Origin of the sequence: Trebonia kvetii (assembly GCF_007827045.1) — a bacterium.
Lineage (GTDB): Bacteria > Actinomycetota > Actinomycetes > Streptosporangiales > Streptosporangiaceae > Trebonia > Trebonia kvetii.
Genome location: NZ_RPFW01000012.1, coordinates 22,404 through 45,381 on the forward strand (window position 1 = coordinate 22,404; position 22,978 = coordinate 45,381).

Sequence of the window (22,978 nt, forward strand, 5' to 3'; positions counted from 1 at the left end):
ACGCCGCCATGCTCATCTTCAACGACGCGCAACACCCCCGTTCGCCGGTGTCCGGGAAGAGGGGGCAAGCTCATTCATTTTGGCTCCGCCTGCACGGGTGGTCATGTATGGCCACACGGGACCGGCGCGCTCGGCAACTGTGGCGGACGGCCTACAAGAGCGACGCGAGGCGAAGTGTGAGCCGCTGGCCGGAGCAGGGGATGTCACGGGCCAGCGGTTTGGTGCACAGTAATGCAATGCTGACGGAACTTACGGACCTGCTGATAGCAGAGGGTCAGGCAGCGCTGACGGCCGGAAACGGAATAGTGCGCTTCACCGGAAACCACGACGCTGACGAGCTGCTCAATGACCTGGACGGCCATCCCCATGCCTTCGTCCTCGCGGCACTCGTGGACCGGCAGGTGAAAGCCGAGCGCGCCTGGATGATGCCCTTGCTGATCAGGCAGCGCCATGGGTCATTCGAGATCGGTGACCTAGAACCGCTGTCGGAGCAGCAGTGGCTCTCCCTCCTGCGCCATCCAACCCCCGCGCACCGGATGCCCGAAACAATGGCCCGGGTGCTGCACCGGGCAATTCACCGCATCCGCGCCCAGTATTCCGGTGAGGCCGCACAGATCTGGGCCGACATGCCACCCAGCGCCCGCGTGGTCCGGCGGTTCTTGGAGTTCCACGGCGCAGGACCCAAGATCGCCACCATGGCCGCCAACATCCTGGTCCGCGGCTTCCACGTTCCGCTCCGTGACTACCGCTACATCGACATCTCGGCCGACGTTCACGTTGACCGCGTCATGACCCGGCTCGGTTTCGTCGAACCCGGCTCCAGCCCGGCAGTCGTGATCTACGCAGCCCGCGAGCTCAACCCCGACTTCCCTGGCATCTTCGATCTCGCGCTGTGGAATGTGGGCCGCACCTTGTGCCGCCCTGCCCAGCCACGATGCCCGGAATGCCACCTACGCGACCTGTGCGCTTACGCGCGAACCGGCAAGGATGTGACGAGGCTTGACAAGGAACAGCCGAGTACGGCGTGCCCGATGCAAACGCCCGCGTGCAGTCGTCAAGGGCCCTGATCAGAATCTCCTCGCCAACTGTGACCACCCTGGGGCCACAGTCCAAGTGCTCTAGGCAGATCACCCAGATCTGAGCGCAACACCGGCACTGCCACCGACTTGAGGCGGGTAGTCCGATGAGGCGAACATTCCGCCGGGGGAGACGCCTGGGCAGGCGATCTCGCCGTGAGGCTAGGGCGTCTGCGGGGAGGTTCAGCCGTTAAGCCCCATCAGGTCGCCTCGCCCTCGCGCCCGCACCTGCTCCAGCCACATCCTGCGGCACAGGAGCAGGCGATCTCCCAAATTCCTCCCAGGCACGCGAAAGCCCCCATCCGCCGCGTAGGATGAGGGCTGTCCAGTGAGCTTCTGACCTGGCCTTGCAGCTGGAGCCCCCTAACGGAATCGAACCGTTGACCTTCTCCTTACCATGGAGACGCTCTGCCGACTGAGCTAAAGGGGCGAGTCTTCACTTGTGACCCACGGCTACACCTGATGCGAGGTCTACGTCAGGTTTCGGACATCAGTGCTACGGCGTCCAACAGTAGCAGACGTGGCGACCACCGGAGCACTTCCTGGCGTAGGTAACCATACCGTACTTCCGGAGTCCCGGCGCACCGACCCGGCAGCGGTCCGGCCCGCCGCCTGCCCGCGGCTACCACGGCGGCAGGGCCATGGCCTGGCGCAGTCGCTACGCCACCATGAGGTCGATGAAGCCGCCCAGGTAGACCAGGGCGAAAAGCAGGGGAACCCACTGCTCGAGGTGCGTCAGCGGCCAGTAGATCGCAGGATCCTTGCCCTCGCCGAGCGCCTTCCACTCGGCCCGCCAGTATGGGGAGCCGGGCAGTCGCTCTTCCATGGCCCCGACGACGGCGTACTTAGCGCCGTTGAGCTGCCGATAAGACCGCACCAGCCAGAACCATGAAAGGCACTGTGCCACGAAAACAATCATCGGAACTATGAGAATCCAGGAAGACGCCGGATGGGTCTCGCGCCCCCAGACGAAGCCGATGGCTGCGAAAATCGCCGAGTTGAGGCTATTGCTCAAGCAGGAGTCCCGCGCCGGTCGGATCCTTCGTCGTCAGTACTACCTGGACCGGATCCGACCACAGGTCGGCCCTGATGCGAAGTAGCGACGAAAGACGTTCCCAGACAACATTTGCCTCCATGTCGGGCCTGCCGTGCCCGGGGAACGCTACCGCTAGCGCAGCCGGCACGGGTAGCGAAGAAAAGGCGGCTTCCTCTTCGGCTAATCCGCGGCAGCCAGAACACGCAAAAGGAGTGTGACCTGAGTCACACTCCTTTTGCGCCTGCGCCGGGTGCCGCCGCGGGGGAACGGCGGCACCCAGCGGGCCCTTTCTGACCCTCGACCAGGTGCCTGTTATCGGGTCAGGCTCGGGTTGGCCGTCGTGATGTCCACGCTCTTGCCCCAGTACCACTGGGTGGCGTCGGAACCGGGCACGACGTGCGGGTTACCGGTCGGGTCGGCGATCCAGTAGCGGACCTTGTGCTGCATCCACGACGGGAGATGACCCACGTTGGTCTGGACGTCGCCCCAGGCGGACTTCATCGTGTAGATGATCGCCACGTCGTGGGGGTGCGCGGACAGGCGGTGCTGCGCCCAGGCCGCAGCACCAGCGGGAGTGGCGTCACCCGGCTCGACGTCAAGCACGTTGGCGTTCGGGTTGCTGCCGTTGGTGTCGATCCACAGCACGTTCTTGTGGTGCGCCATCTGGGAGGCAGAGGCCGCGTAGGAGCCGTTGGCGTAAACGGCGGTCGCCTTGTCCGTGGGGAGCACGCTCGGGGTCACCGAGTCGTAGATCGAATAGGGCTTGAGCTTCTTCACCGCAGCGGCCTTGGCCTTCGCCGCGGCGGCAGCCCTGGCGTGCGCAACCGCGACGGCCTTGGCCTTGGCGGCGGCGGCAGCCTTGGCCCTGGCGGCCGCGTCGGCCTTGGCCTTGGCCGCGGCCTGCGCCTTGGCGTCGACTGCGGGCTTGGCGACGGTCTTGGCAGTCGCGGCGTCCGCCGTGGCCGTAACCGGCTTCTGCTGAGCGGACTGGCTGACGGAGGGCAGCACGCCGGTGCTGCCGCCGGTGGCGGCGGAGCGCAGCGAGTCGAGCTGCTGGGTGGCGGCCGACTGGATGTGCGCGTCGGCCGTAGCGGTGTGCGCGGCGCTGCCGAGGGCCTCGTGGCTCCACGGGGCGGTGCTGACTGCGACAGTGGCGCCGATGACGCCGGTGGCGGCGGCGGTAGCCGCGATAACTGGGAGACGACCGTGCTTCCGCGTCAGACCCGCAGTGGCGCGGTAGACAGGGGAGTTGGACATGGCGGAGTGAATACGGCTGAGCAAGAGATAACCCTTGGTGTGGCGCCGTTAGTCGGGTGGCGCTCCGGTGATCACCCGTTAACACTGCCGGCCGGTACGACGCACCGTAGCAACGGCAGGGGCGTGGACGTTGACGCGGGTCAGGGCGACAGTGTTGCGGGGGAGCAACCATCGCACGCCTGGGTGCTTAACTGTGAGTAGTAAACCTCAGGCGGCGACAGTTCATGCCAGATTTCAACGAAAACAATCCGTGACCTAGGTCACAGAGAGTTACATCCCTTGCTGTGGCGGCATTCTGGCACGCGGCTCCCCCGGCCCGCGGCACTCCCCGGGCGGCCAAAACCCCGCCCCAGGGTGAACTCTTCGCCAACTTGCCTTCCGGCCCCCGGCCGCCTAGCGACCCCGGAAGTAACACACTCCGTGTCCGGAGCGCCACGCTCATCGTACTAGCTCACTCACCGTGCTGACAAACTCACTGTCCGCACGAGGTGTAACCGTGCCCCCCTCTGGGTTGTTCCCGCCTCTGCCCGGGAAGTTTTCGCCTCTGCCCAGACAGCGGCGGGCCGCAACCGGCACCGCCCGTGGTGATCCGCGCGATCAACCGGGTAGGAGACCCTGCGAACGCCGCAAGTAGACGCCTCCCGGCAACAAGACGGCCTAGATCACCGGGCGGACGCATCGCGCGGCACGGGACCATCCATACTGAATGAGTCGTCCCGTGGCAGTAACGAGCAGCACAGGTAGGGCGTTACATGCGTTTCAGGCACGCACGACCCGTAACGGTCACCCTCCTGGCGGGAGGTGTCCTGGTCACCGCCGCCTCCGGGTTTGCCCTTGCCACCGTCGAGGGCGCCGGCGGCTCGGGAACGGCTGAGTCCGGCTACTCCGCCGCGGTCACCGCGGCCACGGTGAGCGATGGGTCGTGCCAGGCCCTCTGGCTGCCCAAGCCGCCGCCGAGTTCGACGCCCACGCCGACGCACACCGCTACGCATACGCCGACGCCGACCCCCACTCCCACCACGACCACGCCCAGCCCGACGGCGCACTCGACCACCCCCTCGCCTTCTTCCTCCAACACCTCCGCCGCGACGCGCACCCTGTCGAAGAGCCCGGGAGTCGGCACGACGCCGGCCAAGACGAAGACGCTCACCCAATCGCCCACGGCAACGCCCACGCCAACGGCATCGGGGACTAAGAAGGCAACCGGCACGCCGACCGGCTCCGCGATCAAGGCGTCCGCCTCATCCGGCTCCGCCTCACCCACGGGCACGGCCAGCCCGTCGGCAAGCGCGTCAGCCAGCGCGTCCAAGAGCGCGAAGGCCACGCTAACCGGCACGCCTAGCAGCCCGTCGGGCACCGCGACGCCCACGGGAACGGCCACCCGCACCGCGACGCCGACTGCCACACCGACTCACTCGTCCACGCCGGCCCATTCGCCGACGCCGACCCACAGCCCGACCCCGACGCACAGCCCGACCCCGACCCACAAGGCCACGCCGACCAAGAGCCCCACGCCGACGCACAAGGCCACGCCGACCAAGAGCCCCACGCCGACGCACAAGGCCACGCCGACCAAGAGCCCCACGCCGACGCACAAGGCCACGCCGACCAAGAGCCCCACGCCGACGCCGACCCACAGCCTGAAGAAGCATCCCGGCGCCAAGACCGTGGCGAGCACCTCGCGGGTCAGTCTCTGCGTCCAGATCGCCCGCGCCCAGGCGAGCAGCCAGCGCGGCGACGCGGCCACCTGGACCGTGAGCGCCTGGATGACCGGCGGAAACGTGCCCGATGCCACCATCAGGCTGCAGGCGACGCCGGCCAGCGTGATACCGGGATTCAGCTTCGGCTGCGGCAGCTTCGACGGGACCTCGTCGTGTGACCTGGGCGCGGTGGACGCGAAGTCGGCGCCGCGAGAGTTGCAGGCGCAGGTCACGGTCCCTGCCACCGCGTCGTCCGTCACGTCGGTCAGCCTGACCGTCATCGGCAGCGCGGCGCACCTGCCAAAGGATCCCAAGGCAACCGCGGCGATCACGATCACCGAGCCGGCGGCGCCGATCACGGTGACCTCGCCGCTGCCCGTCGGCAGCCTGCCCGGCATTCCTGGCGTGGCTCCCGTGCCGAGCCCGAGCCTGAGCCCTGGCGGCAACGCCGCCGGGCTGTTCCCGACTGTCGACCCGTCGCCGTCCCCTGACGCGTCACAGAAGGCGAGCGCACGCGCGGTCGCGAACACCTCCGCGCTCCCGGAGAGCGCCCCTGTCGTCGGGGCACAGCTCGTCGGCCTGGCCGCGCTCGGCCTCGCGTTCGTGCTCGCGGTAACCCGCCTGTCCATCCGGCGCAATCCGGCGGGCCAGCCGGCAGCGGGAACTCCAGCCGCCGACGGAGCCCAGGGAGCCCAGGGAGCGCAGGGAGCGCAGGGAGCGCAGACACCCAGCGAGGACAAGCCGGCCGACGCTAAGCAGCCTGAGGACAAGCAGCCTGAGGACAAGCAGCCTGAGGACAAGCAGCCTGAGGACAAGCAGCCTGAGGACAAGCAGCCAGGCACCGGCGAGACCCCGCCGGCCGACTCGAAGTAACCCCGCAGTACAGAGGTCACGCCCGGACGGACCCCCCAAGGGCAACAAAGCAAAAGGTCGGCGCCGTCCGGAGACGGCACCGACCTTTCTCTATGTGTGAGGCTACTTCGCGAGCAGCTCCAGGTTCGGCCGCACGGCGTTCATCGTGGCGGCGAGCTTCGCGGTGGTCATCGTCGACGACACCACGGTGCCGAACGTGTCGTTGTCGAAGTACACGCACATGGCCGCGCTCTGGTTGTTGAGGTGCGTCTCGGTGCACGCCGCCTGGCCGCCTAGCGGTCCTGCCGACACGGTTACCGATCCGGGGTAGGTCGCTTCGAAGTTGGCCACCGATGCGGTGGGATCAGCACCCTGCAGGTTGCCGCCGACGAACATGAACACCTGGGCGCCGACGCCCATGACCTTGCCCTGCTCGTACACGGCGGACACCACGTTGCGCGCCTGCCCGGAGCTCGCCTTGGTCACCTGGGCCGCCTCGGCGGCGACGTGCAGCTGCTTCTCCAGGTTCGCCGACCGGGCGAACCCGTCCACCGTCTGCGGCGCCACGACCTGGTGGGCGGGCCCGCTCGGACCGGAGAATACGTACTTCATCAGCACACCGCTGATCGCGCCGGCCGCGACTACCGCGATGGCGCCGAGGGCCATCCACTGCCGCCGGTCGCCGCTGCGGCCGCGGCGACGGCCGACCGCCCGCCTGGTGGCGGTGTCGTCGTCCTGCTCGAGCCGGTCGGGCCGCTCAAGCGTGCGGGTGAACGCGGCGGGCACCGGCTCGTCGGTCAGGTCCAGGTCCGCGAAGTGGTCGAGCGACGTGTCCTCGGCCCAGCTGCGCGGCTGGAAGGCCGGCGGCGCGAGCACCGCGGTCGCCGCCCGCTGCGGGCCGGTGAACCGCTGCGGGCCGGTGAGCCGCGGCTGGGAGCGCAGGTTGTCGAGCCGGGTCTCGTCGAACGCCGGCACGTCGAACCTGGTGTGATCGGTGACCGGCCCGGCCAGCGCCTTCATGTCGAACCGCGTGTCGGCCGGCATGCCGCGACCGCGGTCACTGCCGAGGGAAGCGAAGCTTCCCGAGGGGAAGCCTGAAGAGTAGCCGGAACGGTTGGGGCTGTCTCCGAACCCGTCATTGCCGTATCCGATGGGCTCGGCCTCACGCCTGACGTCGTCCCCTGCCAGCCACAGATTGTCCAGCCGGGTCTCGTCGAACCGGGGCCCGTCGTAACGGGGCTGATCGTAGCGCGGGTCGTCGTAGGCAAGGCGGCCGTAGCCCGGCTCGTCGTAGCCGATGGCCTCGAAGTCGCTGGTGCCGATGATGCCGGCCAGGTCGTAGCCGGGGCCGTTGACGCCCGGCATGGAGTAGTCGGAGCCGTTGTAGGCGGCGGGGTCGAATGCGGGCGGCTGGTACCGCTCCGCGCGGTCGTCCTGGCCGCGGTAACCGCTGTCCTGCTGGTAGCCGCCGCGAACCGGGTACGCCTCGTCCTCGCCCTCGTAACGGAGCGGCTGGTCGTAGTCCCACGGCTGCTGGTAGAGGTCTCCGCGGTAGGCGTCGGACGTGCCGGCCGGGTAGGCGAGCTCGATGTTTCCGCCCGCCGTGTAGCTCGACCCGGCATAACCCGGCCGCTCGTACCCGGAAAGGTAACTGGACTGCGCGTACCCGGCATCGGGTGCGTAGCCGGACTGTCCCTGGCCTGCCTCTACGAAACCGCGCACCGTCCTGGTGCCCGCGATGCCCGAGTCCTGGGCTGACGGTCCCTGGTAGCCGGGGTCGCTGTAGCCGTCGTCGCCGTACCCTGAGGCGTCGAACGCTGCGTACGGGTGCTGCCCCGTGCCGTCCGCCGACGGCTGCGCCGCCTGCGGCTCGTAGCGGTAGTCGCCGTTCCGGTACTCAAGGTTGGAGTACCCGGTCGGCCACGAGACTTCCGGCCCGAACGGCGCGTGCCGCTGGTCGGCCGGTTGCATCCCCTGGCCATCCCCAGAATGCGGCCATCCGCTCCTCATATGGCGGTCACCTCGTGTTGTCAGTGGTACCTGCGGTTCGGCAAGGTCACAACATCATCTCGGCAATTGCTCATCTTCGCTACCTGAACGGGCATATCGGCGTGTCGCGGGGGTAAACATTTTGCTCAGATGCCCCACTAGCAGACATTTCACCACATCCCGGTGACTCATCCGCCACCAAACGTAGCGCGCCGTGGCGCCCGCGACCGTGATTTAGCCGATGTCGCGCCGCCGCAGCGCGGCCAGCCCAGTAACACACAGTGATATTGCGATCACAATCAGCAATATGATCGACTCACTGCTGACCGCACCACCCGGCAATCGCGGTGCGTGTGTGAAGGGAGAGACATCTAGCACCCAGTGTGATAGCTGAAGCGCCTGGCCGAAGATGTCGAGCAGAACCGCGAGCCCGACCGCGGACCATGCAATCGCGACGCACGCGTCCGGGGCCGCACCGAGTGCGAGCACCGCGACACCAATGATCACCATAGCCGCGGGAAACTGGGCGATGCCCGCGGCAAGCATCCGGGCCGTCTGGTGCGCGGCGCCGCCCGCGCTGAGCCCGTACCCGAGGCCGGTCGCGACGCCAGCCACGGCGACAAGCAGGGCGGTGCCAGCGCAAGCGACGAGCAGGTGGCTGAGCCCCCACCGGACGCGCCCCACCGCGGCGGCGAGCACTGGGTCGGCGCGGCCCGCCGTCTCCTCCGCGTGCGAGCGGAGCACGGCGGACACCCCGTACGCCGCGGCGACGAGCCCGGCGAGCAGCATGAGCGCGGCCAGGTACGCGTTGACGATCGCGGACTGCCCGCCGATCCTGGTGAACTCCTTGTTCAGCGCGCTGCTGGTGCCGACGAGCTGGCCGATGCCCTTCGCCGCCGCGCCGCAGACCGCGAACATGACCGCGTACCCGGCCGCCCAGCCCGCGAGCGCCGGCCACTGCAGCCGCCAGGCCAGCGGTGCCGGGCCGGAAAGCGCGGCGGACGCGGCCGGCCTGCCCGGCCGGTCGGGGAACAGGCCGGCGCCGTGGTCCCGCCTGGCGGCAAGCCAGAACGCCAGCCAGACGCAGGCCGCGAACAGCGCGAGCGGCAGCGCCAGCACCCACCAGCGCTCGCCGGAGTACGGCCGCAGCATCTCCGTCCAGCCAAGCGGCAGCGTCCAGGTGAGCCAGGACGGACCGCTCGCTCCGGTCGCGTCGCCGACCGCGCGGGCGAGGAAGGAGACGCCGAGCACGCAGATCACCAGCCCGCGCGCCGCTCGCGCGCCCGCCGTGAGCTGCGCGGCGACCAGGCTCACCCCGGTGAACGCGAGCCCGCAGGTACCGATCGCGAGCGCGAGCGCGACCGATCCCGCCGCGGGCAGGCCGAGCGGCGGCAGTATCACGCAGAGCAGCACGGTGAGCAGCGCGTTGGCGAGCACCGCCACGGCGAGCGCGGACGCGAGCGGCGCCTGGCGGCCCACCCGCGCCGAGCCGATCAGCTCAAGGCGGCCCGCCTCCTCGTCGGCCCTGGTGTGCCTGACCACGAGGAAGACGGACATGAGCGCTGCGAAGAGCGCACCCCACACGCCGTACCGCCAGGCGGTCAGCGCGCCGACGGAGTCGCCGTTCAGCCGTCCGTACAGGAAGATCAGCGCCGGATTGTCCAGACCCGAGGCGACGAGGGACTGCCGGGACGATTCCGTCTTATAGAGCCGCGCGAAAGTGAACGCATTCGACGCGACGCCGATCACCACCACATACACCCAGAGCGGCAGCATGATGCGATCGCGGCGCAGCGCGAGCTTGGCCAGGACGCCGGTCCCGGTCAGCGGTCCGCCGGCGGAGCCCGCGCGCTCACCGGCGGGCCGAACAGCAGGCAGGGTGGTCATGGTGCCGGAGTCACCCGATCCCGTTCCGTACCTTGGTCTTGTCCTGCGTAGTGCCTGAGGAACAGCTCCTCCAGGGTGGGCGGGCGGCAGGTGAGCGTCCGCACCCCGACGGCGGTCAGCCGCCGAAGCACCTCGTTGAGCGCGGCGTTGTCCACCTCACAGCGGAGCCTGGTCCCGTCGAGCACGGCGTCATGCACGCCGGACAGCGCGTCGAGCTTGACCGGCGCGCCGAGTTCCGCCTCCACCGTCGTGCGGCTGAGGTGCCGCAGCTCCGCGAGCGTCCCGGTCTCGATGGTCCTGCCCGACCTGATGATGGTCACCCGGTCCGCGAGCGCCTCGGCCTCGGCGAGGATGTGGCTGGACAGCAGCACGGTCCTGCCGCCTTCCCGCTCGGCGCTCACGCAGTCCCTGAAGGCAGCCTCCATCAGCGGGTCAAGTCCGGAGGTCGGCTCATCGAGCACGAGCAGTTCCGCGTCGCTCGCCAGGGCCGCGATCAGCGCGACCTTCTGCCTGTTGCCCTTGGAGTAGGCCCGCGCCTTCTTGGCGGGGTCGAGCTCGAAGCGCTCGATCAGCTCGTCGCGGCGCTTGCGGTCGGCCCCGTGTTTGCCAGCACCGTCTCCGCGCAGCCTGGCCAGCAGGTCGATGATCTCGCCGCCGGTCAGCGTCGGCCACAGGGTCACGTCGCCCGGCACGTAGGCGAGCCTGGCGTGCAGCGCGGTGGCATCCCGCCAGGGGTCGCCGCCGAGCAGCGCGACCTCGCCGCCGTCCTTGCGCAGCAGGCCGAGCAGGATGCGGATGGTGGTGGTCTTGCCCGCGCCGTTCGGCCCGAGGAAGGCGTGTACCTCGCCGGTGCGCACGGTGAGGTCGAGGCCGTCGAGCGCTGTCGCCTTGCCGAAGCGCTTGCGCAGCCCGCGGGCCTCGATCGCATTCGCCATGCCGTCCAGCCTATCGCTTATTCAGAAGTTTGTGAAAGTTCAGAATGATATCCTCAGCACATGACGGCCGGGGAAGCGGCGCGCGAGAGCGTGCCGGAATTCATCGAACGGTTCGCCGCGCTGCTGATCACGGCGGGGTTCCCGCCCATGCCCGCCCGCGTGTTCGTCGCGCTTATCGTCACGGACTCCGGACGGCTGAGCTCCGTTGAGCTCACCGAACTGCTGCAGATCAGCCCCGCAGCGGTGTCCGGAGCGGTGCGGTACCTGACCGGACTCGGCCTGGTGAGCAAGGAGCGGGTGCCCGGCAGCAGGCGCGAGTACTACCGGATGCCCGTCGACACCTGGCACCGGGTGATGCAGATGCGCAACCAGGTACTCAGCCGCTGGACCGAACTGCTGCGCGAAGGCGTGGCCGTCGTCGGCGGTCCCGGCACGGCCGCGGGCCAGCGGATGTCCGAACAGGCCGAGTTCTTCGACTTCCTGTCCGACGAACTCCGCTCAATGCTCGCGCGCTGGCCCGAGGCGAGTCCCGGTAAAGCCGGCTAGAGCCTGGCCGAACGGCCGCGCCCCGCCCCTCGCTGTTTCCGGCACAGTTGCGCCGCCGTAAGTTGTGTCCTGAGCGCAATTGCTCAGGTTTCAGTGAATGGGGAATCCTGTCCGGGTGATCGGTCCCCGTGGTCCCATGCCGCTGCGGCGGATGACGGCCCACTGGGTTGTCCTCGCGGCGGCCGCGCTGACCACGCTCGTCGCGGCGGCGGTCGCCGCGGCCCTGGCCGTCTTCGCCGGCCAGGCGCTGCCGCGGGCGGTCACGCACGACCTGTCCGCGGCCTCTGGCACCGCGCTCGCCGCGACCGGGCCTGCGCCAAGGACACGCCGCTCTCAGCACCGGCCTGCCCGGTGTGCTGACCGGGACCGCGCAGAACCTGGCGGTCGCCAGGTCGCTGCTCGTGCTCACCGGCGCGCGCCCGGGCGAGCTTGGATGCGGGCCGGTTGTCTTCGCCCCCGCCTACTCCGGGCAAGCCTGACGCAGCCGCCCGCCAGGTCACACGACGACGGTGCCCGCGGTGGCCGTGTGGCTGGCGTACAGCTCGGTGAGCTGCTTGGTAACCGGCCCGATGCTGCCGGAGCCGATCGTCCGGCCGTCGACGGCGACCACTGGGGCAAGCCCGCCCATGGTGCCGGTCACGAACACCTCCGCGGCGTTGTAGAGCTGCGGGAGCGTGTAGTCGTCTTCCCAGAACCCGATGCCCGCCTCGGACGCAAGCCGGAGCACGGTCGCGCGGGTGATTCCCTCCGGGCACGCGACGGTCGTCGGCGTCTGCAACGATCCCTCGTCGACCATGAAGATGTGCGTGGCATTGGTCTCGGCGATGAAGCCGCGGTTATCGAGCATCACCGCGTCGTCCGCCCCCGCGACGTTGGCCTCGATCTTGGCGAGGATCGAGGTCAGCAGGTTGTTGTGGTGGATCTTCGGGTCCAGGCTGTCCGGCGCGGACCGTCGCACGCTGGAGGTGATCAGCCTGATACCGGACTTGTCGTAGACCGGGTCCTTGTGCTCGGCCAGCACGATCAGCGTCGGGCCCGACTGGTTCAGCCGGGGGTCCATGCCCGAGGTGATCTTGACGCCGCGGGTCAGCGTGAGCCTGATGTGCACCCCGTCGACCATTTCGTTGGCGGCCAGGGTCCGCCGGATCTGCTCGGTGATCTCCGCATCAGAGGGCACGGACGAAAAGGCGAGCGCGTGCGCCGAGCGGCGCAGCCGCGCGAGGTGCTCATCAAGCGCGAAGATACGGCCGCCGGTGAGGCGCAGCCCCTCCCACACCGCGTCCCCGCCCTGCACCACCGAGTCGAACGGGCTTACCCCGGCCTGGTCCCGGTGGGTAAGCGTGCCGCCCACGTTGACGATGAGGTCGCGGTTGCGCTCGTCGAACTGCTGCAGCAAGGTGGCGCTCCCAAGAGTCAGCCCAACCCGTTCGGGATATCGATCTTGATCTTATTTTCGCTGAGCCGCTCGTAGTACGGCAGGCACTGCGCGAGCAGCGGCTCGAGCGCGGGGTCGAGCGCGGGCCGGGTCCGCGACGGAGCGGGCGCGGTGAACCCGGTCGACCGCCACACGCTGTCGTACCAGTACGGAGCCCACACGCCGTCGCTGTCGCGCGGCCCGGCCGGCCAGGACAGCATCGCCTGCGAGAACGGCACGCCGAGCGCCGCGCACAAGGCGCGGAGTCCGGCCTCGGGCGCGGCGAGCAGATCAGTGGAGTCGATGACCGGGCCACCGAACTCCTCGAACAGCCAGGCCTGCTGCCGCAGCCCCAGGTCGTCGAGGGTGGGCGTGGCACGGACCTTCGCGTAGGAGGCGAGCAGCGAGCGCGGGTCCCTGATCAGGAACGCATGACGGAACGGCGCGAACGCCGCCAGGTCCACCGCGGGCAGCACGTGGTGCGTCATGTGCTTGGCGTAGCTGACCGTCACGCCGTCCGGCAGCGGATCTGTCGCCAGGCCGTGCAGCACCACTTCCCACGACGGGGACTGGCTGGCGATCACCTCGTCCCTGCCCGGGTGGTCGAGCCCGGGCAGAGACGATAGGTAGAAGGAGTAAAGCGGCTCGTCGATGACGACCGTGTCCGGCCGGTTCTCCCACGAGCGCATCAGCGCCGTGGACACCGTGCGCGGACCCGACCACATCGCGATCCGCGCCACCTCAGCGGTCAGAAGACCACCACGCTGCGCAGCACCTCGCCGTGCTCCATCTTCTCGAACGCGGCCTCCACGTCGCCGAGCCCGATCGTCTCAGAGACAAACTTCTCCAGCGGCAGCCGCCCGTCCAGGTGCAGGTCGACGAGCATCGGGAAGTCCCGGCTTGGCAGGCAGTCGCCGTACCAGGAGGACTTGAGCGAGCCGCCCCTGCCGAACACCTCGAGCAGCGGCAGGTCAAGTTGCATCTCCGGCGTCGGCACGCCGACCAGGACCACGGTGCCTGCCAGGTCGCGGGCGAAGAATGCCTGCTTGTAGGTCTCCGGGCGGCCGATCGCCTCAACCACGACGTCGGCGCCGAAACCGCCGGTCAGCTCCCTGATCCCCTCCACCGCGTCCGCAGTGCGCGAGTTGATCGTGTGCGTCGCGCCGAACTCGCGCGCCCACTCAAGCTTCCTGTCGTCCACGTCCACCGCAATGATCGTCTTCGCGCCCGCCAGCCGAGCGCCGAGCACCGCACCGTCGCCCACGCCGCCGCAGCCGATCACGGCGACCGTGTCCCCCCGGCCGACCCCGCCGGTGTTGATCGCCGCGCCGATGCCGGCCATCACGCCGCAGCCAAGCAGGCCCGCGGTCGCCGGCGCGATCGCCGGGTTGACCTTCGTGCACTGCCCGGCGGCGACCAGCGTCTTCTCAGCGAACGCGCCGATGCCGAGCGCGGGCGACAGCGTGGTGCCGTCGGCAAGCGTCATCTTCTGCGTCGCATTGTGCGTCGCGAAGCAATACCAGGGGCGGCCCCGCTTGCAGGCGCGGCACTGCCCGCACACCGCACGCCAGTTGAGGATCACGAAGTCCCCCGGCGCCACGTCGGTCACGTTGTCGCCGACCGCCTCGACCACGCCGGCTGCCTCGTGCCCGAGCAGGTACGGGAAGTCGTCGCCGATGCCGCCCATCTTGTAATGCAGGTCAGTGTGGCAGACGCCGCACGCCTGAATCCTGACGAGTGCCTCCCCCGGGCCTGGGTCCGGCACCAGCACCTCGGTCACCTCGACCGGCTGGCCCTTGCCGCGGGACACCACACCCTGCACACTGCTCGCCATCCGGGGTTCCTCTCCTGTCGCGACTCCGATGTTCTTTCTACAGCGTGGCGGCGCGGCCGCGCCAGGACACGGCGCGGCCCGAGTAATGGCGGCGCGCGGAGTCGGCGGTCATCGCGGCGTAGAGCACCGCGATCAGCGGTAGCCCAGGGGCGCGCAGCGCGGACAGCCGGTAGAAGCGGAGCATCGGCACGTAGCTCAGCGTCATGAAGACCCAGCCGTCAAGGCCGGCGACCCCGGCGATCCCGGTGGCTGGCCCGCCGTGCCCGACGGCGCTGGCGATTATCGCGCCGATCAGCCCGGCAGGCGGCGCCACGTAGAGCAGCAGCAGGCCGACGATGGTGCCGGCGAGCAGCAGCGGGTTGTACCGCAACTGCACGTAGGCGGACCTGGCGATCATGTGCCAGAGGCTGGCCAGGCTCGGATAGGGGCGCGTCGAGCGCACCTCGGTGGCGAAGCCGAGCCAGATGCGGTTGCCGTGCCGCTTCAGCAGGGTGCCGAGCGCCACGTCGTCGATGAGCGCTCCCCTGATCGGCTCGAGACCGCCCGCCGCCTCCAGGGCGGGGCGCCTGATCAGCATGCAGCCGCCCGCCGCGGCCGCGACCCGGCTCTTCGGGTCGTTGACCTTGCGGAACGGGTAGAGCTGGGCGAAAAAGTAGACGAACGCGGGCACGATTACCCGCTCCCATGCGGTCTGCGCGCGCAGCATTGCCATCTGGGAGACCATGGCGCGGTCGCCGTCTTCCGCGCTCGCCACCAGGTCGCGCAGCACGCCTGGCGCCCACGCGATGTCGGCGTCCGTGAACAGCACATAGTCCGGTTCCTGCCCGATCGGCGCCACCGCGACGAGGGCCGCAAGCCCCTGCGCCATCGCCCAGACCTTGCCCGCCCAGCCGTCAGGGCGCGGCTTGCCAGGCACGACGGTCAGCGGTGCGCCGCCGTCCCGCGCCGCCTTCTCACCGAGTTCGGCCGCCAGCGCGCCGGTCCCGTCGTCGCTGTTGTCGTCGACGAGGAAGACACGGAACTCGCCCGGGTACTCCTGGGCGAGCAGCGCGGGCAGCGTGCCGGGGATTGCGTCCGCCTCGTTCCGCGCCGGGACCACGGCGGCAACCGACGGCCAGCGCCGCGGTTCCGGGTCGGCCAGGTCGGCCGGGTCAGCCGGGTCGGCCGACGCCACGGGCAGCCGCTGGTCCGTCAGCCAGAAGCCGCCGTGCGCCGCCACCAGGTAGAGCCAGGCGACGGCGCTGATGACGCAAGCGATTGCAAGTCCGAGCATTTCAGAAGCTTGGCATATCCCGGGCACCGCACGGACCCGCGGCATGCGACTGGCCCCGGAACAGCGCGCCGTTCCGGAGCCAGCCGAACTCGTTCTGCATGCTGATTGGTTGTCGCGGTACCCGCGGTTACCAGTTCGCGCCACCGGTCACCGGGCGGACCGGACGACGGCCGCGCGCCTGACGCTGGACCGTCGCCTCGCGGCGCTGCCGGACGATGTAAGCGGGAACGGTGCGGGTCTCGTGCTTGTCGTGCCAATCCTGGCGGCGCAGCACCATCCACAGCGGGATGCCGGCCATGAGGCCGAACGCGAGCACCATCAGCGGAATGTTCATCCACAGGACAGCGGACATTGTTACCTCCCTCGACCCGCCACCTTGTCGCAGGTCTTTCGTTGTCACACTGCCTAGATTGCCCGCGGGATTTCCGTGAACGCGGAGATCGCCCTCTGCCGTGACTCTGCATATCCGGCGTCCCTAGGAAGGGTCTCAGCATCGGGCGACACCGGAATAAAGGTAAAGATCCGGGTAAGCGAGAGCCGGTCTACGCGGGTACCGCCAGGTGGTCCGCCAAGTGGCCGGTCACCTCGCGGGCGTCGTCCTCGATGCCGTAGATGAACGTGGACTTGCGCCGCCGCAGCACGGGAAGGCCGAGCGCGTACAGGCCGGGACTGCTCGTCACGCCGCCGTCGTGGCGCAGCCGGCCCTTCTCGTCGACGACCGGCACGTCAAGCCAGCCGTACTCGGGACGGAAGCCCGTCGCAAAGATGACCGTCTTGATCTCACCGCTCGTCAGGTCGAGCTGCAGGCGCGGCGAGCGCGGCACGGCGGTCGGCTCGAAGCGCTCGGGCGGCGCGAACTCCCCGTCGCGCCCGCTGGTCAGCGCCCACTCGTCAAACGTGTCGAGCAGGCGGTTCATCTTGAGGTCCGCGAGCGAGAACACGTTGCGCATGCCGCCGGAGAACAGGGCACGGCCGTCACGGACCGCCGCCCAGCGGCCGACGAACTCCACGCCAAGCGCGGCAAGCGCGTTCAGGTCGAGCGTTGACCGCTCCGGCGTCCCCACCAGCTGCGGCGACGGCAGGCTGCGCGCCCTGGTCAGGTCGTCGACCTCATCGTGCCGCTGGTCCCAGACGCCGGAGGCGTCCATCCACCACAGCACGTCCCTGCCGCGGTAGACGCGCGGCAGCCGCACGTGCTCCCCCACCGCGAGGGTCACCGGGCGCCCTGAGCGCGCGATCTCCGCCGCCAGCTGGACGCCGGTCGCCGATGCCCCGACGATGAGCACGCGGCCCTCGGGAAGCTTGGCGGGATCGCGGTAGTCGAACGGCGTCACCTGCTCGACGCCGGCGGGCAGCGCACCGCTGAAAGCCGGCACGGTCGGGCGGTTGCAGGCGCCGCTCGCGATGACCACCGCACGGCACTCGAATTCCCCGTGACTCGTCGCCACGACGTAGCCGTCGCCCGCGGTCCGCACCGACGTCACGGTGACGCCGGTCCGGACCGGGGCGCCAGACAACTGGGCGGAGCGCTCGATGAACTCCGTCACCTCGCCCATGGTCATGTAGCCGTCCGGGTCCGCGCCGTCGTAGCTCAGGCCGGGCAGGCGGCTCTGCCAGTTCGGGGTGAGCAGTCGCAGCGAGTCCCAGCGTTCGCGCCGCCAGGAGTTCGCCACCTCCCCGCGCTCCAGCACGACATGATCGATCGACCGGTCGCTAAGGAAGTGGCTCGCCGCGAGGCCCGCGTGCCCCGCGCCGATGACGACCGTGGTAATGCGCTCGATGACAGGACCCCTCAGGCGACTTCGACGGTGACGTCCGTCGGGTTGGTGAGCGCGTCGAACACGGCCGACCGCTTCTGCGACTGGGCCACCAGCGCCTCGATCTCCTCGCGCGACGCGTCCGCGTCGATGTGGAAGGTGACCTTGACGTCGTTGAAGCCGTTGCGGACGTCGGTGTCGGCGCCCAGGATGCCGCGGACGTCGTGGTGGCCCTCCACGGTGGCCTCGACGGAGTTCAGCTGGATGCCGCGGTTCTGCGCCACGGACGCCACGCCGGCGGACAGGCAGCTCGCCAGGCCGACCAGGAGGTACTCGATCGGCGTGATGCCGTTGTCGGTGGCGGCGAACTCCGCGGGGTGGTCGGCCTGAAACGCCGACTCCTCCCTGTGCGCCCGCTCCTCACCGAGGCCGTAGAAGCTCTGCACCTTGATCTCGCTGTGCACGCCGGTCTGCCACTTGGCGGATGCTCGCCAGGTGAACTGGGCGGCCTCGGGGGCGCCCTTCAGCACTTCGCGCGCGTCGAGCAGCGCCTGCACGTTGACGCCGTTGTCGGCAACCGTGGTCATAACGAGTGTTCCCCTCCGATTTGATTCCCTATGGATCTGATTGACAATACACCTGGTCGGGGGAGCTACCATAGCCCCATGTCGGAGGCAGCATCGTCGCTCGCGGCCGGGTCGGTCGGCACTGTCGAAACTCAGTACCTCGACCTGCCGGAGCCGGTCCGGCTTGACTGCGGGCTAAAGCTGCACCCGGTTCGCATCGCATACGAAACCTACGGCACATTGTCACCCCGGCGCGACAATGTGATCCTGGTCTGCCACGCCCTCAGCGGCGACGCCCACGCGGCCGGATTCGCGAAGACGCCGCCCGAGGAGGGCACGAGGGACGGGTTCGGCGCCGAGGACCGCGACGGCACGGCCCGTAAGGGGCTCGGCTGGTGGGACGGCATGATCGGCCCGGGCAAGGCGTTCGACACCGACCGGTTCTACGTGATCTCCACGAACCTGCTCGGCGGCTGCCGCGGCACCACGGGGCCGTCATCCACGGACCCGGCGACTGGCAGGCCGTACGGCTCGGACTTTCCCGTGATCACCGTCGCCGACATGGTGCGCACCGAGCGCGCCTTCCTCGACGTGCTCGGCATCGAGCGGCTCGCGGCCGTGGCCGGCGGCTCGCTCGGCGGCATGCAGGCGCTTGAGTGGGCGGTGTCCTACCCCTGTCAGGTCGACGCCATCATCCCGATCGCGAGCACGCACGCGCTGCACCCGCAGGGCGTCGCGTGGAACGCGATCGCGCGCGAGGCGATCCTGCGCGACCCGGACTGGCAGGACGGCCACTACTACGGCACAGGGCGCAAACCGGACGCCGGCATGGGCGTGGGCCGGATGGTCGGTCACATCACGTACCTGTCAGCTCAGGCGCTGGACGAGAAGTTCGGCCGCCGCCTTCAGTTCGCCGACGACCTCCGGTACACGATCACCGAGCCCGAGTTCGAGGTCGAAAGCTACCTGCGGCACCAGGCCGAGTCGTTCGTCAAGCGGTTCGACGCCAACACCTATCTCTATACGTCGCGCGCGCTGACCTACTTCGACCTCGCGCGGCAGCACGGCGGATCGCTCGGCACGGCGCTGCGCGACGTGTCTGCGCGGACCCTGCTCATCGCGTTCAGTTCCGACTGGCTGTACCCGCCGTCGGCGTCGCGGGACATCGCCGCCGCGCTTGACGCGCTCGGCAAGCCGGTCGAATGCCACGTGATCGAGGCGCCTTACGGACACGACTGCTTCCTGCTTGAGGAGGCACGGCAGACCCCCATCATCCGGCGCTTCCTCGCCGCGGGCCCGGCCGCCGGCTGACATCGGGGAAGATGGAAACATGACCGACCAGATCCGTGCCGAGGAAGCCCGCGCGTTCGGCTTCGAGACCCGGCAACTACACGCCGGGCAGCGGCCTGACCCCAACACGGGCGCGCGCGCGGTGCCGATCTTCCAGACGACCAGCTACGTGTTCGAGGATCCAGAGTCGGCCGCCGCCTACTTCAACCTGCAGGAGTACGGCAACACCTACTCGCGGATCATGAACCCGACCGTCGCGGTGTTCGAGGAGCGGGTGGCGAACCTGGAGGGCGGCGCGGGCGGGGTGGCGTTCGCCAGCGGCATCGCCGCCCAGGCGGGCGCGCTGTTCACGCTGCTCGAGCCCGGCGACCACGTGGTCTCCTCCGCAGCGCTTTACGGCGGGACGGTCAACCAGCTCAAGCACCTGCTGCGGAAGATGAACGTCGAGTTGACCTGGGTCGATCCCGACGACCCCGGCGCGTGGCGGGACGCGGTCCGTGACAACACGAAGGCGTTCTTCGGCGAGACAATCGGCAACCCGGCCGGGAACGTGCTCGACATCGAGGCGGTCGCCGCCATCGCGCACTCCCGCGGGATTCCGCTCATCGTGGACAACACCTTCGCGACGCCTTATCTATGCCGCCCGATCGAGTGGGGCGCGGACATCGTGATCCACTCGGCGACCAAGTTCATCGGCGGCCACGGCACGAGCATCGGCGGCGTGGTCGTCGAGTCTGGCGAGTTCGACTGGTCCAACGGGCGGTTCCCGGTGGTGGCCGACCCGTCGCCGGCCTATCACGGGCTCAAGTTCCACGAGACGTTCGGCACCTACGGGTACCTGATGAAGCTGCGGGCCGAGACGCTGCGCGACCTCGGCGCGGCCATGTCGCCGTTCAACGCCTTCCTCTTCCTGCAGGGGCTCGAGACGCTGTCCCTGCGGATGGAACGCCACGTGCAGAACGCGCTCGCGGTCGCCTCGTTCCTCCAGTCGCACGCGCTCGCGTCGAACGTGACCTACGGCGGACTGCCGGACAGCAGGTACCGGCCGCTGGTGGACAAGTACCTGCCGCGCGGCGCCGGCGCGGTGTTCTCCTTCGACTGCGCGGGCGGCCGGGCCGGCGGCCAGGACCTCATCCGCGGCCTGTCGCTCTGGTCCCACCTGGCGAACGTCGGGGACGCGAAGAGCCTCGTCATCCATCCGGCGAGCACCACGCACCGGCAGCTGAGCGACGATGAGCTGAGCGCGGCGGGCGTCGGGCCAGGCACGGTGCGGCTGTCGGTCGGCACCGAGTCGGTCGGTGACCTGATCTGGGACCTGGAACAGGGTTTCGCGCTGGTGGCGGCATCCGGAGCGGCGGGCGCCGGAGCGACGGGAAAGGTGGCGACGTCATGACCGATCTCGCGCGGTACCAGGACCCGCTGACCATCCAGCGCGTGCTGCACGGAGCGAAGACCATCGCGGTGGTCGGCCTGTCAGGCAACGAACTGCGGGCCAGCTACTTCGTCGGCTACTACCTCAAGCGGCACGGCTACCGCGTGATCCCGGTCAATCCGCGGGAGACCGAGATACTCGGCGAGAAGTCGTACCCGAGCCTGCTCGACGTCCCCGAGCCGGTGGACGTGGTGAACGTCTTCCGCGCCCCGGACGCGCTGCCGCAGATCGCGCGGGACGCCGTGACGATCGGCGCGGGCACCCTGTGGTGCCAGTTCGGCGTGATCAACGAAGAGGGCGCGCGGATCGCCTCCGACGGCGGAGTGACGGTGATCATGGACCGTTGCATCAAGGTGGAGCACGCCCGCTATGTCGGCCGCATGCACTGGCTCGGCTTCAACACGCAGCGCATCACGTCGGTCCGCGCCGGGCTGCAGTAGCGGCCGCAGAAACGGGCGCAGAAGCGGCTTCAGTAGCCAATATTTGCCGGTTTCGTTATCGTTCCCACGCAACAACCGGGCCGCTTGAAACGTCTTCTAGTTCGGGATTAAACCGACGATGAAGGACGTGACTGACATGGGTGCGCTAACGCACGGCGGCAGGCTGGCGAAATTTGGCGTGACAGCGGCGGCGGTGGCCGCCATCGCGCTCTGCGGATGCACGGCGGGGACCGCCCTTGCCGCGCCGTCGGCCTCGGCCAAGCCCGCTGCGGTGACGGCATCCGCGGCCAAGGCGGCGCCGTCCGCCACGGCGACGGATGTCGCCAAGGTGACGACCGCCACGTATGTGGCGCCGAAGCGCACCCTTGCCGTGGGGATGACGGGCGCGGACGTCAAGTCGGTGCAGCGGCGGCTCGCCGCGCTGAAATACTGGCCGGGCCCGATCGACGGGCAGTTTGGCACCGACACGCAGGCAGCTGTCTGGGCGTTCCAGGAGATCAACGGCATCAAGGTGACCGGCGTGATCGACGCGGCCACCAAGTACAGGCTTGCGCACCCCAAGACGTACAAGTCGCCCTCCTACAAGGGCAAGCGCGCCAACCGCATTGAAGTGAGCCAGGCCCTCGAGGTGCTCGTGCTGTACAAGAACAACAAGATCTGGCTGATCAGCCACGTCTCGAGCGGCGGGGGCTACTACTACAACTGCGGCAGCAACGGCTGCGCGCAGGCGGTCACCCCCAACGGCACCTACAACACGACCGTCTACATGTCCGGCTGGGTCAAGGTGCCGCTCGGCGCGATGTACAACCCGGTGTTCTTCATCAGCACGGTCTTCGCCATCCACGGTGACGACTACGTGCCGCAGGGCCCGGCCTCGCATGGCTGCGTCCGTATCCCGATGGATGTCGCGAACTTCTTCCACAAGATGGTCAAGACCCCGGGCACCCAGGTGCACGTCTACGGCAAGGCCCAGTGGCAGAAGTAAGCACCGCGACGGAAGTAACCGGCAGTGCCTGTCACGGGTAGCGCCGATCACGGGTAGACGTCTGGTCGCTGGCCGGGTGATAGTGGGAGACGGCGCTTACCGCGTCCCACGTGCCCGGCCAGCGACCGCTGGCCTGGGCCTGCACACCGATGGGTGGTTCAGAACATGCTCCAGGCGTTCGTCTTCGAGAAGGTCGGCGTCGTCGTCGGCGACCTGTACTTTCTCGACCCCAATCCGCACCCGGGACAGGAGGGGCCCGAGCATGGCGTCCGGCTCGAGCTGCGGGTGTTCGACAGGGGCGAGCTGAAGAGCTCCATCTACTCCGCGGTCCCGATCGCGGCGGGCAAGCCCATCTGGCGCGTCGACCTGCTCGAGGCCGTCGACGGCAAGCCAGGCAGCTTCAACCGCACGCACCACCACGAGAAGTTCACCCCGAACTGGGACCCGCACCCCCGGGTGTTCCTCCGCGAGCTGTCACAGGACCCGCTCGGCTGGCTGGCCGGCCAGCTCTCTGACCTGCCCGGCATCCTCGACCGGGCGGACGTGCCGCAGGATGTCGCCGACCCCGCCGACGCGGGCAGCCTCAAGGCCATGGCGCCCGCCATCGTGAGCGTGGCCAGCATGATGCTGGACAAGGTCCGCGCCGGCGAGCTCGGCACCGCGCCCGCCGACGACGCGGCCGACAGCATACGGAACGGCTGGTTGTAGC

General features: G+C 69.2%; 24 protein-coding genes and 1 tRNA gene. 9 read left to right on the plus strand and 16 right to left on the minus strand.

Annotated elements, in window-relative coordinates; translation table 11 throughout:
• Positions 1-107 precede the first annotated feature (107 nt).
• Positions 108-1,067, plus strand: a complete 960-nt coding sequence (locus tag EAS64_RS40845; RefSeq protein ID WP_222849995.1) for an endonuclease III domain-containing protein — start codon at positions 108-110, stop codon at positions 1,065-1,067.
• Positions 1,068-1,430: 363 nt separating this feature from the next.
• Here the strand turns inward: EAS64_RS40845 and EAS64_RS40850 are convergent.
• From EAS64_RS40850 to EAS64_RS40870, 5 genes are all read right to left on the minus strand, one after another.
• Positions 1,431-1,506, minus strand: a tRNA-Thr gene (locus EAS64_RS40850).
• Positions 1,507-1,734: 228 nt separating this feature from the next.
• A complete protein-coding gene (locus EAS64_RS40855; protein ID WP_439333642.1) occupies positions 1,735-2,091 on the minus strand; it encodes a RipA family octameric membrane protein in 357 nt (118 codons plus the stop codon).
• Positions 2,092-2,424: 333 nt separating this feature from the next.
• A complete protein-coding gene (locus tag EAS64_RS40860) occupies positions 2,425-3,369 on the minus strand; it encodes a hypothetical protein (protein ID WP_145862107.1) in 945 nt (314 codons plus the stop codon).
• Between the two features lie 880 nt (positions 3,370-4,249).
• Complete coding sequence (locus tag EAS64_RS40865) at positions 4,250-4,774, minus strand: hypothetical protein (RefSeq protein WP_145862108.1); 525 nt, start codon at positions 4,772-4,774, stop codon at positions 4,250-4,252.
• A gap of 6 nt (positions 4,775-4,780) precedes the next feature.
• The gene (locus EAS64_RS40870; protein ID WP_145862109.1) at positions 4,781-5,164 is read right to left on the minus strand and encodes a hypothetical protein; all 384 of its coding nucleotides are present in this window, start codon (positions 5,162-5,164) and stop codon (positions 4,781-4,783) included.
• On the opposite strand from EAS64_RS40870, the gene EAS64_RS40875 reads away from it, so the two are divergent.
• Positions 5,136-5,942: a hypothetical protein gene (locus EAS64_RS40875; RefSeq protein ID WP_145862110.1), complete on the plus strand. Its 807-nt coding sequence runs from the start codon at positions 5,136-5,138 to the stop codon at positions 5,940-5,942. The genes EAS64_RS40870 and EAS64_RS40875 overlap by 29 nt on opposite strands.
• Before the next feature lie 102 nt (positions 5,943-6,044).
• Here the strand turns inward: EAS64_RS40875 and EAS64_RS40880 are convergent, their stop codons facing one another.
• The 3 genes from EAS64_RS40880 to EAS64_RS40890 all read right to left on the minus strand — a co-directional run bounded on the left by EAS64_RS40880 (position 6,045) and on the right by EAS64_RS40890 (position 10,732).
• On the minus strand, positions 6,045-7,892 hold the full coding sequence (locus tag EAS64_RS40880) for a hypothetical protein (protein WP_145862111.1): 1,848 nt from the start codon (positions 7,890-7,892) through the stop codon (positions 6,045-6,047).
• 252 nt (positions 7,893-8,144) lie between these two features.
• A complete protein-coding gene (locus EAS64_RS40885; protein WP_145862112.1) occupies positions 8,145-9,797 on the minus strand; it encodes an ABC transporter permease in 1,653 nt (550 codons plus the stop codon).
• Positions 9,794-10,732 (minus strand): ABC transporter ATP-binding protein, encoded by a 939-nt coding sequence (locus tag EAS64_RS40890; RefSeq protein WP_145862113.1) that lies wholly within the window; start codon positions 10,730-10,732, stop codon positions 9,794-9,796. The genes EAS64_RS40885 and EAS64_RS40890 overlap by 4 nt, the downstream gene beginning before the upstream one ends.
• Positions 10,733-10,792: 60 nt before the next feature.
• Between EAS64_RS40890 and EAS64_RS40895 the strand changes: the two genes are divergently transcribed.
• Complete coding sequence (locus EAS64_RS40895) at positions 10,793-11,278, plus strand: GbsR/MarR family transcriptional regulator (protein WP_145862114.1); 486 nt, start codon at positions 10,793-10,795, stop codon at positions 11,276-11,278.
• A 90-nt stretch (positions 11,279-11,368) separates the two neighbouring features.
• Here the strand turns inward: EAS64_RS40895 and EAS64_RS40900 are convergent, their stop codons facing one another.
• Positions 11,369-11,569 (minus strand): hypothetical protein, encoded by a 201-nt coding sequence (locus tag EAS64_RS40900; RefSeq protein ID WP_145862115.1) that lies wholly within the window; start codon positions 11,567-11,569, stop codon positions 11,369-11,371.
• 62 nt (positions 11,570-11,631) lie between these two features.
• Here EAS64_RS40900 and EAS64_RS47020 point away from each other — a divergent pair, with 62 nt between their 5' ends.
• On the plus strand, positions 11,632-11,757 hold the full coding sequence (locus EAS64_RS47020) for a hypothetical protein (RefSeq protein ID WP_281283395.1): 126 nt from the start codon (positions 11,632-11,634) through the stop codon (positions 11,755-11,757).
• A gap of 17 nt (positions 11,758-11,774) precedes the next feature.
• On the opposite strand, the gene EAS64_RS40905 is transcribed toward EAS64_RS47020, so the two are convergent.
• The 7 genes from EAS64_RS40905 to EAS64_RS40935 form a co-directional block, all read right to left on the minus strand.
• Positions 11,775-12,674 carry an aminotransferase class IV gene (locus EAS64_RS40905; RefSeq protein ID WP_145862116.1) on the minus strand — a complete coding sequence of 300 codons (900 nt, stop codon included), beginning with the start codon at positions 12,672-12,674 and terminating at the stop codon, positions 11,775-11,777.
• A gap of 17 nt (positions 12,675-12,691) precedes the next feature.
• Positions 12,692-13,432, minus strand: a complete 741-nt coding sequence (locus tag EAS64_RS40910; RefSeq protein ID WP_222849997.1) for a sulfotransferase-like domain-containing protein — start codon at positions 13,430-13,432, stop codon at positions 12,692-12,694.
• Positions 13,433-13,440: 8 nt separating this feature from the next.
• Complete coding sequence (locus EAS64_RS40915; RefSeq protein ID WP_145862117.1) at positions 13,441-14,526, minus strand: S-(hydroxymethyl)mycothiol dehydrogenase; 1,086 nt, start codon at positions 14,524-14,526, stop codon at positions 13,441-13,443.
• A gap of 37 nt (positions 14,527-14,563) precedes the next feature.
• Positions 14,564-15,799, minus strand: coding sequence for a glycosyltransferase (locus EAS64_RS40920; protein ID WP_145862118.1), 1,236 nt, complete (start codon positions 15,797-15,799; stop codon positions 14,564-14,566).
• 127 nt (positions 15,800-15,926) lie between these two features.
• Complete coding sequence (locus EAS64_RS40925; protein WP_145862119.1) at positions 15,927-16,151, minus strand: hypothetical protein; 225 nt, start codon at positions 16,149-16,151, stop codon at positions 15,927-15,929.
• 190 nt (positions 16,152-16,341) lie between these two features.
• Entirely contained in the window at positions 16,342-17,595 is a 1,254-nt protein-coding gene (locus EAS64_RS40930) for an NAD(P)-binding domain-containing protein (protein ID WP_342782121.1), read from the minus strand.
• The gene (locus EAS64_RS40935; RefSeq protein WP_145862121.1) at positions 17,592-18,143 is read right to left on the minus strand and encodes an OsmC family protein; all 552 of its coding nucleotides are present in this window, start codon (positions 18,141-18,143) and stop codon (positions 17,592-17,594) included. Before EAS64_RS40935 ends, EAS64_RS40930 begins: the two co-directional genes overlap by 4 nt.
• Before the next feature lie 78 nt (positions 18,144-18,221).
• Here EAS64_RS40935 and metX point away from each other — a divergent pair, with 78 nt between their 5' ends.
• The 5 genes from metX to EAS64_RS40960 all read left to right on the plus strand — a co-directional run bounded on the left by metX (position 18,222) and on the right by EAS64_RS40960 (position 22,977).
• On the plus strand, positions 18,222-19,433 hold the full coding sequence (gene metX / locus EAS64_RS40940; RefSeq protein ID WP_145862122.1) for a homoserine O-acetyltransferase MetX: 1,212 nt from the start codon (positions 18,222-18,224) through the stop codon (positions 19,431-19,433).
• A 19-nt stretch (positions 19,434-19,452) separates the two neighbouring features.
• Positions 19,453-20,805, plus strand: coding sequence for an O-acetylhomoserine aminocarboxypropyltransferase/cysteine synthase family protein (locus EAS64_RS40945; RefSeq protein ID WP_145862123.1), 1,353 nt, complete (start codon positions 19,453-19,455; stop codon positions 20,803-20,805).
• Positions 20,802-21,284: a CoA-binding protein gene (locus EAS64_RS40950; protein WP_145862124.1), complete on the plus strand. Its 483-nt coding sequence runs from the start codon at positions 20,802-20,804 to the stop codon at positions 21,282-21,284. The genes EAS64_RS40945 and EAS64_RS40950 overlap by 4 nt, the downstream gene beginning before the upstream one ends.
• 118 nt (positions 21,285-21,402) lie before the next feature.
• The gene (locus EAS64_RS40955) at positions 21,403-22,269 is read left to right on the plus strand and encodes a L,D-transpeptidase family protein (protein ID WP_145862125.1); all 867 of its coding nucleotides are present in this window, start codon (positions 21,403-21,405) and stop codon (positions 22,267-22,269) included.
• 165 nt (positions 22,270-22,434) lie between these two features.
• Positions 22,435-22,977 (plus strand): hypothetical protein, encoded by a 543-nt coding sequence (locus EAS64_RS40960; protein WP_145862126.1) that lies wholly within the window; start codon positions 22,435-22,437, stop codon positions 22,975-22,977.
• Position 22,978 lies beyond the last annotated feature (1 nt).